Consider the following 12457-nt stretch of genomic DNA (forward strand, 5'->3'; position numbering starts at 1 on the left):
GGCTGAATTGCGCTGAATCAGGCGGCCTCTCCGCGCCTGCCCAGGGTGCGGCTCTTGATCGCCTCTTTCAGGCTTGCCAGCAGGCGCCTTTCATCCAGCGGCTTGTCCAGCCAGTCCGAGATGGCCAGCGCCTGGTTGCTGGCGTGCTGGCGCGCTTCCGCCGCGGTGACTGACAACACCAGCACCGGCAGCCAGGCCGTGCGCTGGTTGGCGCGCAGTTCGCGGATGAGCGAGAGGCCGTTCTCATACGGCAGCCTGATGTCCACCGTCATGGCGGCATAAGACTCCATCTTGAGGTAGTCGCGCGCCTGCTCGGCCGTGTGCGCCATGTCGGCGTCGTAGCCGCCCTTGTCGAGCATCATGCCGATCAGCTTGGCGACGTCAGGGTCGTCTTCGCAGACCAGCACGCGCGGCCGTGCGACCAGCCCCATGGGCGCGGTGACGGGGGGCGCCTCGCGCCACTCGGGCAGCTCGAAGAAAAAGGTGGTGCCCTTGTTGCTCTCCGACGTGAAGCCGATGCTGCCGTCCATGCGCTCGATGATGGCTTTGGAGATGCTCAGGCCCAGCCCGGTGCCGCCCTTTTGGCGCGTGTCGGACGAGTCGGCCTGCGAGAACTTCTGGAAGAGACGTTTGCGGAATTCTTCGGGGATGCCGGGGCCGCTGTCTATCACTTCGACCCGTACCCGGTTGACGAGCCTGCGGATCATCACTTTCACCGTGCCCTGGGGCGGGGAGTATTTGATGGCGTTGGACAGCAGATTGGTCACCACCTGGGTCAGCCGGTCGCTGTCGACGCAGACACGGACCGGCCCCGCGGCCCTGTGCAACACCACCGTCACCTGGTGCTGCTCGGCAAACCCTTCGTTGTCGGCAAGCGCCTGCTGCATCAAGGGCTCAAGCTCCTGCGCCTGCAGCTCGAAGGTCATCTTGCCGGATTCGATTTTTTCGCTATCAAGAATGTCGTTGATGAGGCGTATCAATCGCTCGCAGTTGGTCTTGGCAATACCAACCAGGCTTTTGGCCCGCTCCGGCAACTCGCCGGCTACGCCGCCCCATACCAGCCCCAGCGAGCCGCGTATGGATGTCAGGGGTGTGCGCAGTTCATGGCTGACGGTGGAGACGAATTCGCTCTTCATGCGGTCTATGCGCTTGAGTTCGGTGACGTCGGTGCCGAGTGAACTGAAGCCGATGACCATGCCGTGCTCGTCACCCTCGCCGTAGCGCGGAAAGTAGTTCATGACGTATTCGCGGCGGTCGCCGCTGGCGGTGACCTGCTCGCGCTCATAACGCACCGAATACCCGGCCAGCGCCTCCTCCACATAGCCCTTGACCTGCGCGTACAGCACCGGCCCCAGGACTTCGTGCATCGGCTTGTTCTGGATCTGCTCGCGCCTGAGGCCGAAGGCTTCTTCATAGGCACGGTTGTGAAACTGAAAGCGCTGCTCGCGGTCCACATAAGCAATCAGCGCGGGCACGGAGTCGGTCAGCTGGCGCAGCTGGGCTTCGCTGTCGCGCAGGGCTTCACTGATGCGGTTGCTTTCGGTGATGTCGTGAATGATGGCGGTAAAGAGCCGCTGGCCGCCCACATTGACGTCGCCGAAAGAAACATTCACCGGAAACTCGGTCGCGTCATGGCGCAGGCCCAGGACCTTGACGTCCCATTCGCGGAACCCGTGCTGGCGGGACGGCAATGTGGCAAAAAAAGCGCTGAATCCCATGCGGTAGCGTGCCGGCAGCAGCATGGTGACCTCTTTGCCGACCATGTCGTCCAGCCGGTAGCCGAACAGATGCCGCGCAGCGCTGTTGGCATTGACGATACGGCCTTCGGCGGTCGCAGTCACCAGACCTTCGGCCATGCTTTCGGTGACGGCGCGGCTCATGGCCTCGCTGTCGGAGAGTTTGGCTTCGATGCGGCGGCGCTTTTCCTGCGTGCGCATGATTTTCTGGATGGCCCAGGCGAAGACACTGAGGCACAGCAGGCCGCCCAGCAAAATCAGCTGCTTGACGGTTTGCGCGGTTTTGCGGGTTTCGTCCTTGGAGCTCTCCAGGGCCTGGGACTCGCTGTTTTTGATCCGGGCCGCCACGGCTTCGATGTCTTCATGCAGCTTGCGGTTCGTGTCATTGCCGACGATGGCCGCGGCGGCCTCCAGGCCCTGTTGCTGCCGCGCCGCGATGGCTTGCTCCATCGACTGGAACCGGCCGGCGATGGCATCCTCCAGGATGCGCCAGGCCGAGTCGGCGCCTTCATTGGCGTGCGCCGCATGCAGGCGCAGCAAGGTCTGCTGGCTCAGCGCCAGGGCCTGCCGGTAGGCGTCCAGATCCTGAGGCGAATAGGTGAGCAGGTAGCGCCGCTGCAGTGACTCCGTCGCCTTGAAGTCCGAAACGACGCGCTCCAGCAAGAGCACGGACTCGCCGGTGCGGCTTTCGTGCTGCGCGCCGCTGATCAGCGTATTGATGGTGATGTACGACGCCGCGATGCTCAGCACGATCAGCAGCATCCCGGCAAACAGGGCCAGAGTGATGGCCGTGCGAAAAGGCAGCTTCATGGCACAGGAGCCTGCAGGCCGGGTTCACCAGAAAAGCGGCCCATCTCGCTGTGCCGCGCGCTACTGCGAGCCCAGTACAGTGCGGACCGCCTGAAGCAGGGATTCCGTCTCGACGGGTTTGGTGACATAGCCATCGGCGCCGCTGGCCAGGCCCTTGAGCACGGCCTCGCGGGTGGCCTTGGCGGTCAGCATGATGACCGGCACATCCTTGAGCTGCGGGTGGGAGCGGATTCGCAGCAGGATGTCAAAGCCGTCCGCATCGGGCAGCATCACGTCCAGCAGGACCAGGTCGGGAATCGGCGGCTTGCGGAACTCGGCCACGACTTCGGCGCGGGAGCCGGCAATGCGCACATCAAAACCCTCGAAGGTAAGGTAGTGATGCAGGAACTTGGCCAGGGTCTCCTCGTCGTCCACGATGATGGCCGAGAGGCGCTCGCCGGGTGCGCGCTGGCGCGGCGTTTCGCGCTTGCGGGCAATGCGGACGTAGTAATTGGATTTTTTGAGTGTGGCCGCGCAGAAATCGGCTTCGGCATCGGCGGCCGTGAGCGCCGAGGGACTCAGCTGCAGCTGCAGCGAACTGGCAAAAGGGTCCGGCGGAACCAGCTCCACCAGCCCCTTGGCATAGAGCAGGCTCATGGTGCCTTCCAGCGAAGCGCCGGCAACGCCGCCCACGCTCTGGCGGATCTGGCCGATCGACAAAATGCCGTCCAGCCGCACCAGCAATTCGACCTCTTCCGGCGAAATTGTGGTGGCGGCGCCGCGCAGTTCTTGCTGGCCTTTGGGCGTGACGGCGTAGATATCGTTACTGTGCACGGTGAGCTCCTCTCCTGATTAAGGGGACGTGACATGCGCCTCGGGCGCTCTGCCTGATTCTAATGACTGGCTTTTTTACCGTTCTTGTCGTTTTACTTCATTGTCGTCAGGGCCGGCGTAGGAAAGCAGCCCCAGATACCGCAAGCGCTGCAAGCCCCGCAAGGCTTGCGTAGAGAAAGATACACCAATCCCGGCGGCGGCGGCACTCATTGTGAGCCCTGCGCGTCAGCAGGCGGCAGACCTGACCGCAGCGCGGCCACCAATTCGCCCAGCGAAGCCTCCATCCGCACCAGCAAGGCCTCAATCTCCGGCAAAGGTTTTTTCTCGTGAAGGGCCTGCTCAAGCGCCTCCGCATCGGCGGGCAGCCGCAAAGCGCCGATCTGGGCGGAAACCCCGCGCAGCGAGTGGCTGAGCAGCTCTGCCGCCTTGAAGTCGCCGGCGCCCAGCGCCTCACGAATACGCGCGGGCGCGTCGCTGCGGCCTTCGAGGAAACGCTGCAGCATGGAGAGGTAAAACGCCTTCATGCCCATGGCGCGGGTCAGGCCCACCGCCAGGTCAAGGCCGTCCACCTGCGCGGGCAAACTCACATCGTCAGAATCTGCCTGCGCGGCAGCCAGGCGGGCGGCGGCCGTCGCCGGCGCTGTGGCGCTGACAGTGGCCTGCGGTGCGGCAGCAGCCGCCTCGCTGGTGGCGTGCACCGCGAATACCGTGATCGGCTCGGCAAACCCCTTGACCACAATTGGGTCCCGGGCATCCAGCCGGATATCGTCTTTCACAAGTTCATAAGTGTCCCGGGACACCAGAATGCCGCCGGGCTCCGCCGCCTGCTCCAGCCGGGCGGCCAGGTTCACTTCGCGCCCGATGATGGTGTAGTCCATGCGCAGGTTGCTGCCGAAGTTGCCCACGTCGCACAGGCCGGAATTGATGCCTATGCGTATCTCGAAAGCGCGGGGAACTTCCATTTCCTTCCAGCGCCGGCGAAGCTCCACCATGCGTTTTTGCATGGCAATCGCCATCTTGACGCACTGCACCGCGTCCCGCTGCGGGCCCAGCGTGTGGGGGTCGCCAAAAAAGATGACGATGGCATCGCCGATGAACTTGTCGAGCGTGGCGCCGTATTCGGCGGCGATGTGCGACATCTCCTCGAAATAGCTGTTGAGAAGAAACGTCACCTCGTCGGGTTGCCACTGCGCGGTCGAGACGGTGAAGTTTTTGATGTCGGAGAAAAACACCGTCAGGCGCTTGCGCTGGGTCTGGATTTCCGCCCGCCGCGAGCCGTCAAACAGCGACTGGTACACCTGCGGCGCCAGATAGCGCGACAACTGCTCGGACAGGGACTTGAGGCGCTTGGCGTTGGCGCTGCGTTCCAGGTGCAGCCGCACCCGCGCCAGCAACACAGGCGGGCTGATGGGTTTGGTGATGTAGTCGGTGGCGCCCAGGTCCAGCCCGCGCTGCTCTTCTTCCACACTGGAGAGCGCCGTGAGAAAAATCACCGGGATATCCGCCGTGCGCGCGTCATTCGCCAAGCGGCTCATGACTTCATAGCCGTCCATTCCCGGCATCACCACATCCAGCAGGATGATCTCGGGGCGCCTGTCGGCGACAGCCACCTGCAGGCAGGCTTCGCCCGACGAGGCGGCAATCACCTCATAGCTGTCCTGCAGCAGCGTTGCCAGGAAGTAGCGGATGTCCTCGGTGTCGTCGACCACCAGAATACGGGAGCGCCGCAGGGGTTGCGGCCCGTCTACCGGCTGCCTCACGGGTTCGGTCATGACTCGGCTCTTTCATGAATGCCGGGCCGATGCCGGTTATCGGCTACCGGCGTGCGGGCGGCCGGATGCGGGTTTGCATCATGCGCGCCGGCTCATTTCACCAGTTCTGCCCGCATGGCGTCAATGACAGCCTTGTAATCCGGTTTGCCGAAAATGGCGCTGCCTGCTACAAAAGTATCAGCGCCGGCCGCCGCAACCCGCGCAATGTTGTCGGTCTTGATGCCACCGTCGACTTCCAGGCGAATGTCTTTACCCGACGCGTCGATACGCTTTCTGACCTGCTCGATCTTGCGCAGCGCCGAGTCGATGAAGCTTTGCCCGCCGAAGCCGGGGTTGACGCTCATGATCAAAATCAGGTCCAGGTCTTCGATCACCCAGTCCAGCACGTCGAGCGGCGCGGCCGGGTTGAACACCAGCCCGGCCTTGCAGCCCTTGGCCTTGATGGCCTGCACGCTGCGGTGCACATGGGCGGAGGCATCGGGGTGAAAACTGATCAGGTCGGCGCCGGCGTCGGCAAATGCGGCGGCCAGCGCGTCGACGGGCTGCACCATCAGGTGCACATCCACCGGCACCGGCGTACCGTCGGCCTTTTTGGCATGCGGCTTGAGCGCCTGGCAGATCATGGGCCCAAAAGTCAGGTTGGGCACGTAATGGTTGTCCATCACATCAAAGTGGATCCAGTCGGCGCCGCCGGCAATGACGGCCTTGAGCTCGTCACCCAGTCGGGCAAAGTCGGCGGACAGGATGGAGGGGGCGATGCGGTAGGTGGGGGTCTGGTTTTTTCGCATGACGGGATTGTCGCAGCAAGCCGCCCTGCCCGCCGCAGGGCCTCTGTTTCACCCGGCCAACAGCCAAATGAGGCGGTTAACATGGTCGCTAACTCTCTGCGCTATGCCCAAATACCAGTTCTCCTGCGAAGCCATCCCCCAGTACCTGCCCGAGCAATCGGCGCCGGAAGAAAACATCTATGGCTTTTCCTACACCGTCACGGTGACCAACACCGGTGAAGTGGCGGCCCAGCTGATCTCGCGCCACTGGATCATCAGCGACGCCAACGGCCACAACGAAGAGGTCAAGGGCCTGGGCGTGGTGGGCCACCAGCCGCTGCTCAAGCCCGGCGAGTCTTTTCAGTACAGCAGCGGCTCGCGCCTGCGCACACCCAGCGGCACCATGCACGGCAGCTATTTTTGCGTGGCCGAAGACGGCGAGCGCTTTGAGGTGCCCATCCCGATGTTTGTACTGGAAGCGCATCACGGCTCCGGAAACGGCGGCGCACCGGCCGGCCGCGTACTGCACTGAACGCCAGCACCGCCTCACCGATGAAAGACCTGGCCTCCCTGCTCAAGGCGCTGGATCCGGACGCGGACCTGGCCCAGCGCCACGTCTGGCTGATCAAGCTGTTTGAATGGATTCGCGGCGACCAGACCTCCGTGCCTGCCGCCGTGGCGCGGGTGCAGACCCTCATGGATGCCGTTGAACGGCAGCCGGAGCTGCAGGCGAAGCTGCAAGCCTGGTGGCAAACACTGATCCAGACGGTTGACATCACCACCTTGCTGGCGGATTTCGGCTTTGCGCCGCGCACGGCGTTTGTGAGCGAGCTGGCCGAGCGCATGCGCCGCAAGCTGCTGCCCGGTACACCTGAAACGGCGGATGCTTCGGAGCTTTTCCCTCTGGTCGCGCCTACCCGCTTTGACGCCCAGTGGATGGGCGCGCTGGAAGAGCCGCAGATTGCCCGGCTGGTGACGCTGCTTTCCGCCAGTCCGCAGCTGGATGCCTTGCATTGGCAATACAGCCTGATGGATGCGCTCACTTACTGCACGGCGCAAATTCGCGCGACGGGCTTTGCGCCCGAGCTTCGCCTGCGCATGAACCGGGCCACGCCGCATGCGCGCGCCTTCCATGCGCTGCCGGCCGATATTGACGAGCTGCGCAATGCGTTCTTCAAACCCGAGCGGGACGAGGCGCAACTGCAAGCCGCCATTGCGCAATACCGCGAACGCCTGGACGCCTGCCGCCAGGCCGTCAACAGCATCTACACCCACCTGGAGGACAACGGCATCTCGGTGGGCATGGTGTTTCGCCTGCGCCAGCTGCGCGAGCGCATCCTGCGTGTGCGCGAGCTGCTCGACAGCCTGCTCTCGCCCAAGCCCGCCATGGCCGCCGTCAAGCTGCTGGGGCGCCGCGTCATCATGGCGCAAGAGGGCAAAAGTATAGGCGCGCTGATCAGCGCCAACTCCACCCTGCTGTCGGCCAAGGTGGCCGAGCGCAGCGCCGAAACCGGCGAGACCTACATCACCCGCACGCGCGGCGAGTATCGCGAAATGCTGGGCAAGGCCATGGGCGGCGGCGCGATTACGGCCTTCACCACGCTGCTCAAATTCATGATCGTCGGCGTGGGCCTGTCGGCTTTCTGGAGCGGCTTCTGGTCCGCCCTCATGTACTCGGCCAGCTTTATCCTGATCCAGCTGCTGCACTTCACGCTGGCCACCAAGCAGCCCGCCATGACGGCGCCGGCCATGGCGGCCAAACTCAAAGACCTCGGCTCGCCCGATTCGGCCGGCACCATCGAGGCTTTTGTCGATGAGGTCACGCACCTGGTGCGCTCGCAGGTGGCGGCCGTCTTCGGCAACGTCTTTATGGTGGTGCCCGCCGTGCTGCTGATCAACACGCTGATCCTGCTCCTGCTGGGCCGTCCGATGATCAGCAACGCCGAGGCCCACCATGTGCTGGGCACCCTCACCCTGCTGGGCCCCACCCTGATGTGGGCAGGTTTTACCGGCGGCATCCTGTTTGCGGCCGCCATGATCGCGGGCTGGACGGAAAACTGGTTTGTGCTGCACCGGCTGGACTCGGCCATGCGCCACAACCCGCGCATCACCGCAATGCTGGGCAGCGAGCGCGCGGCGCGCTGGTCGACTTTCATGCGCGACAACATCTCGGGCTTTGCCTCCAACATCGCGCTGGGCTTCATGCTGGGTTTGATACCCGCCTTCACCGGCTTCTTCGGCGTGGAGCTGGAAGCGCGCCATGTGACGCTGTCGACAGGCCAGCTTGCGGCCGCCGGTGCGTCGCTGGGCCTGGAGGCCTTCAAACACCTCACCATCTGGTGGTGCGTCGCGGCCATTCCGCTGATTGGCGCGCTGAATCTGAGCGTGAGTTTTTACCTCGCGTTTCGCCTGGCATTGCAGGCGCACAACGTGAGCACCCTGGATCGCGCCCGCATTCGCGCGGCCATCTGGGCGCGCTGGCGCAGTCATCCCCGCAGCTTTTTCATCATCTAGGTTCCCCCTGTCCAGGCTCACTGCGTGTAGCCTGTTCTCCCCTCAAGGGAACGGCGCCTGGGGCCGGCGAAGCCGGACCCTCGGCCCCAACTGGTTTGTGCTCACTGAATTTTTCAACCAGCAGGCCGCGAACAACATTTCCGACCTTGTCCTACATGGCTGATTGCCGTGCGCCGGTAAATTAATGCAACAAGTTTCTGTTCACGCAAACCCACCGGGCATCATGCCGTAACGGCTGGCCAACCAACGCGCAACATGCCGCCCAGCCAACGGGGCATGTCTGCACAAGTCTGATGAGAGTGGAGGCAAACCCCGTATGAATGAAGTCCTGGCCATCTGGGCCGAATGGATCAAACCGTCGGCAGGGCTGCCGACTGTGCAGTGGTCCATCCTGCTGGCGGTGGCCGCTGCCGCCGGCCATCTTTTGAACCGTTATACCGGCATGCCCAAGGTGGTGGGCTATTCGCTGGTGGGCGGCGTTGCGGGCCTGGCCGGCTTTACCGGCGCGGTCTGGCCGCTGCAGGGCACCGGGCTCTTTTTGCTGGAGCTGGGCGTGGCAGTAGTGCTGTTTGAGGCAGGCGGGCGCATTCCGCTGCGCTGGTTCCGCCACAACCCCATGGTGCTGGTGCAAAGCCTGGCCGAGTCGTCTCTGACGTTTATTTTTGTGTACTGGGCGCTGAGCGCGATGAGCGTGCGCGAGGCCGTAGCCGAGCCGCTGGCACTGCTGGCCATGGCCGCATCGCCCGCCGTGCTGTCGCGCGTGGCCATCGACACGCGCGCTGCCGGCCCCGTCACCGAACGCGCGATGGTGCTGTCCACCCTCAGCACCTTGTACGCACTCACGCTTTGCAGCGCACGCGCCGGCATGATGCACCGGCCCGAAGGCGTGAGCAGCTTGCTCAGCACGCTCTACCCGGTGCTGGTGGTGCTGGGCCTTTCAGTGGTGGTGGGCGCCGTGCTGGCTCTCACGCTGCGCGTTGCGCTGCGCGTGATGAGCCCCACCAGCGAAAACACCGCCATCCTGCTGCTGGCCCTGATTGCCGCGGGCGCCGCGCTGGCCGCCCACTTCGGCGGCTCGGCGCCGCTGGCGGCATTGCTGGGCGGCATGTTGCTCAAGCAGCTCAATCCGCGCCCCTGGTCGTGGCCGCGGCAGATGGGTACGGCCTCGTCCATGTTGACCATGCTGATGTTTGTGCTGGTCTCGGTGGTGGCGGCGCAGGCCGACTGGAGCGGCCCGGTGGCCGGCCTGGTCATTGCGCTGGTCATTGCCCGCGTGGCCGCCAAGATCACCGGCGTGGCCATCGGCAATGTGGGCAGCGGCGCGAGCTGGAAACAGGCTTTGTGGGTCGGTTGCGCGATGTCGCCGATGTCGTCGGTCGCCCTGCTGCTGGTGTCGCAATTTGTGTCGGCCTCGGGCTCTTTGGGCCGACAGATTGCCGGCGTCGCTTTGCCCGCCATTTTGCTGATGGAAGTGCTGGGTGCGGTGCTGGCCACCGTGGCCATCTACCGCGCCGGCGAAAGTTCCAAACCCTGGGCGCCGCTGACGCGCGGCCCTTCATCCGGACCTGTCCATGAGCCTTGAACCGTTTCACAAATCCGCCGCGCTGTCATTGGGCGTGGAGCTTGAGCTCCAACTCGTGAACACGCACGACTACGATCTGGCGCCTTATGCCGAAGACATGCTGCGCCTGATGTCCAAGATACCGCTGCCCGGTGCGGTGGTGCCCGAGATGACCTCGAGCATGATCGAGGTATCGACCGGCATATGCCATAACGCCTCGGAAGTGCTGGGGCAGCTCTCGCAGATTCGCGATGCGCTGGTGAAAAGCGCCGACAAGCTCAACATCGCGGTGGTGGGCGGCGGCACGCACCCTTTCCAGCAGTGGCATGAGCGCCGCATTTACGACAAGCCGCGCTTTCGCGAGCTGTCCGAGCTCTACGGCTACCTCTCCAAGCAGTTCACGATTTTCGGCCAGCATGTGCACGTGGGTTGCCCTGACGCCGACAGCGCGCTGCTGACCTTGCACCGCATGTCGCGCTACATCCCGCACTTCATCGCGCTATCGGCTTCGTCGCCCTATGTGCAGGGGCAAGACACCGCCTTTGACTCGGCGCGGCTGAATTCGGTGTTTGCGTTTCCGCTGTCGGGGCGCGCGCCGTTTGCGCTGACCTGGGACGACTTCACCGTCTACTTCGACAAGATGACGCGCACCGGCGTGGTCAAGAGCATGAAGGACTTTTACTGGGACATCCGGCCCAAGCCGGAGTTCGGCACCATCGAGATCCGCGTGTTCGACACACCGCTTACGGTGGAGCGCGCCACCGCACTGGCCGGCTTTGTGCAGTCGCTGGCCTCGTGGTTTATGCACGAGCAGCCTTTCATGCCCACCGAAGACGACTACCTGGTCTACACCTACAACCGCTTCCAGGCCTGCCGCTTCGGGCTGGATGCGGTGTATGTAGACCCGGCCACCGGCGGCCATATGCCACTGCGAGAGCACATCCTGCAGACCATGGGGCAGATCGAGCGCCATGCCACCGCCATGGGCGCGGGGGCGTCGCTGCATTTGCTGCGCACCAGCGTCGAGCGTGCCGACAACGACGCGCGCTGGCTACGCGAAAGGCAGGGCGAAGAGCACCTGCTGGCCGAAGTCATACGCCAGGCGGCCGACCGCTTTCGCGGCGGTGTCACGCACCAGCAGCAACGCTGAGAACCTGCCGGCGCCCGCAAGGGGGCACGCGCAGCCTGTATGCTCTGCGCCATGGGTGAATTTGACCTGATCGCACGCTACTTCACACGCCCCACCGCGCAAGCGGTGCTGGGCGTGGGCGACGACTGCGCGCTGCTGCAGCCGGCGCCCGGCACGCAGCTGGCAATTTCCAGCGACATGCTGGTCGAAGGCCGGCACTTCTTTGCCGATGTGGACCCGGCCGCGCTAGGCCACAAGGCGCTGGCCGTCAACCTGAGCGACCTGGCCGCCTGCGGCGCCAAGCCCCTGGCGTTCACACTGGCGCTTTCGCTGCCGCGCATCGATGAAGCCTGGCTGGCGGCTTTCTCAAAAGGCTTGCTGGCACTGGCGGACGCGCACGGCTGCGAGCTGGTGGGTGGCGACACCACCAAGGGGCCGCTCAATATCTGCATCACCGTGTTTGGTGAGGTACCGGTGACGGGCGGAAAAAGCCAGGCGCTGCTGCGCTCCGGCGCACAGGCCGGCGACGACATTTACGTGAGCGGCACGCTGGGCGACGCCCGGCTGGCGCTGGAAGCCTTGCGCGGCACGGTGACCTTGCCGCCCGGCATGCTGTCCCAGGCCAGGCAGCGGCTGGAGCAGCCCACACCGCGCGTGGCCCTGGGCCAGGCGCTGCGCGGCATTGCCTCGGCGGCCATTGATGTGAGCGATGGTTTGCTGGGCGACCTGCGCCACATCCTCAGTGCATCGAAAACAGGCGCTACGCTCGAAACGGCGGTCGCTACCAATTTGGTAGCTTCTTACGCCCGTCCTGATTGGGCTGCAGCCGGAGTTGATGCCGAGAAACAGCTGGAGTTCGCGCTCGCGGGCGGCGACGACTACGAGCTGGCCTTCACCGCACCGGCGTCAGCCCGCGACGCCGTGCAGGCGGCCGCCAGGCAGTCGCAGACACCGGTCAGCCGTATCGGCCGCATCGACGCGGAACCCGGCCTGCGCCTGCTGGACGCGGGCGGCGCGTTGATAGAACGGCGCTACGCCTCTTTCGATCACTTCGCCTGAGGGCGCACGGCGGCATCTGCCCGCGCGCGATGCACCAGACCGTGCGTGAGGCGGGCGGCCCAGCGCCCCATAGCTGACCAGAATTCACAGGGCGCCAGGGCGCGCAAATGCCGGGCCTCGGCCATGGCGGCAGCGACCAGGCGGCTGTCATCGGTGACGGTATGGATCGTGTTCATGAGCGTGTCCTTTCGGTAGAAGCCCTTTCGTCTGAGGGGATGGGCTGTGAAGGTAGCTCTACTGTGCGCAAAACCGCTCACGGCGGAAACCACCCGCGCCGCAAATGCGTCTTGCGCCAG

10 protein-coding genes are annotated in these 12457 nt (G+C 64.6%); 5 read left to right on the forward strand and 5 right to left on the reverse strand.

The window, feature by feature from the left end:
* Nucleotides 1-17: 17 nt before the first annotated feature.
* The 4 genes from BM408_RS20170 to rpe all read right to left on the reverse strand — a co-directional run bounded on the left by BM408_RS20170 (nt 18) and on the right by rpe (nt 5919).
* Nucleotides 18-2546 (reverse strand): PAS domain S-box protein, encoded by a 2529-nt coding sequence (locus tag BM408_RS20170; RefSeq protein ID WP_092132238.1) that lies wholly within the window; start codon nt 2544-2546, stop codon nt 18-20.
* A 60-nt stretch (nt 2547-2606) separates the two neighbouring features.
* Nucleotides 2607-3359, reverse strand: coding sequence for a response regulator transcription factor (locus tag BM408_RS20175; RefSeq protein ID WP_092132240.1), 753 nt, complete (start codon nt 3357-3359; stop codon nt 2607-2609).
* A 206-nt stretch (nt 3360-3565) separates the two neighbouring features.
* Nucleotides 3566-5131: an adenylate/guanylate cyclase domain-containing protein gene (locus BM408_RS20180; protein WP_092132242.1), complete on the reverse strand. Its 1566-nt coding sequence runs from the start codon at nt 5129-5131 to the stop codon at nt 3566-3568.
* A gap of 92 nt (nt 5132-5223) precedes the next feature.
* Complete coding sequence (gene rpe / locus BM408_RS20185) at nt 5224-5919, reverse strand: ribulose-phosphate 3-epimerase (protein ID WP_092132243.1); 696 nt, start codon at nt 5917-5919, stop codon at nt 5224-5226.
* A 103-nt stretch (nt 5920-6022) separates the two neighbouring features.
* On the opposite strand from rpe, the gene apaG reads away from it, so the two are divergent.
* From apaG to thiL, 5 genes are all read left to right on the forward strand, one after another.
* Complete coding sequence (gene apaG / locus BM408_RS20190) at nt 6023-6430, forward strand: Co2+/Mg2+ efflux protein ApaG (RefSeq protein ID WP_092132245.1); 408 nt, start codon at nt 6023-6025, stop codon at nt 6428-6430.
* A gap of 20 nt (nt 6431-6450) precedes the next feature.
* A complete protein-coding gene (locus BM408_RS20195; RefSeq protein WP_092132247.1) occupies nt 6451-8412 on the forward strand; it encodes a site-specific recombinase in 1962 nt (653 codons plus the stop codon).
* A gap of 316 nt (nt 8413-8728) precedes the next feature.
* Entirely contained in the window at nt 8729-9994 is a 1266-nt protein-coding gene (locus BM408_RS20200) for a cation:proton antiporter (protein WP_092132248.1), read from the forward strand.
* Complete coding sequence (locus BM408_RS20205; RefSeq protein ID WP_092132250.1) at nt 9984-11123, forward strand: YbdK family carboxylate-amine ligase; 1140 nt, start codon at nt 9984-9986, stop codon at nt 11121-11123. Before BM408_RS20200 ends, BM408_RS20205 begins: the two co-directional genes overlap by 11 nt.
* A gap of 51 nt (nt 11124-11174) precedes the next feature.
* A complete protein-coding gene (thiL, locus tag BM408_RS20210) occupies nt 11175-12161 on the forward strand; it encodes a thiamine-phosphate kinase (protein ID WP_092132371.1) in 987 nt (328 codons plus the stop codon).
* Here the strand turns inward: thiL and BM408_RS20215 are convergent.
* Entirely contained in the window at nt 12149-12337 is a 189-nt protein-coding gene (locus BM408_RS20215) for a hypothetical protein (protein ID WP_092132252.1), read from the reverse strand. The two genes, thiL and BM408_RS20215, sit on opposite strands and share 13 nt — an antisense overlap.
* Between the last annotated feature and the right edge of the window lie 120 nt (nt 12338-12457).

This window comes from Polaromonas sp. YR568 (assembly GCF_900116715.1).
Lineage (GTDB): Bacteria > Pseudomonadota > Gammaproteobacteria > Burkholderiales > Burkholderiaceae_C > Polaromonas.

Coding starts and splice junctions, on each gene's coding strand:
- BM408_RS20170 (WP_092132238.1), bottom strand. CDS start 2,546: ATGAAGCTGCCTTTTCGCACGGCCATCACTCTGGCCCTGTTTGCCGGG.
- BM408_RS20180 (WP_092132242.1), bottom strand. CDS start 5,131: ATGACCGAACCCGTGAGGCAGCCGGTAGACGGGCCGCAACCCCTGCGG.
- rpe (WP_092132243.1), bottom strand. CDS start 5,919: ATGCGAAAAAACCAGACCCCCACCTACCGCATCGCCCCCTCCATCCTG.
- apaG (WP_092132245.1), top strand. CDS start 6,023: ATGCCCAAATACCAGTTCTCCTGCGAAGCCATCCCCCAGTACCTGCCC.
- BM408_RS20195 (WP_092132247.1), top strand. CDS start 6,451: ATGAAAGACCTGGCCTCCCTGCTCAAGGCGCTGGATCCGGACGCGGAC.
- BM408_RS20200 (WP_092132248.1), top strand. CDS start 8,729: ATGAATGAAGTCCTGGCCATCTGGGCCGAATGGATCAAACCGTCGGCA.
- BM408_RS20205 (WP_092132250.1), top strand. CDS start 9,984: ATGAGCCTTGAACCGTTTCACAAATCCGCCGCGCTGTCATTGGGCGTG.
- thiL (WP_092132371.1), top strand. CDS start 11,175: ATGGGTGAATTTGACCTGATCGCACGCTACTTCACACGCCCCACCGCG.
- BM408_RS20215 (WP_092132252.1), bottom strand. CDS start 12,337: ATGAACACGATCCATACCGTCACCGATGACAGCCGCCTGGTCGCTGCC.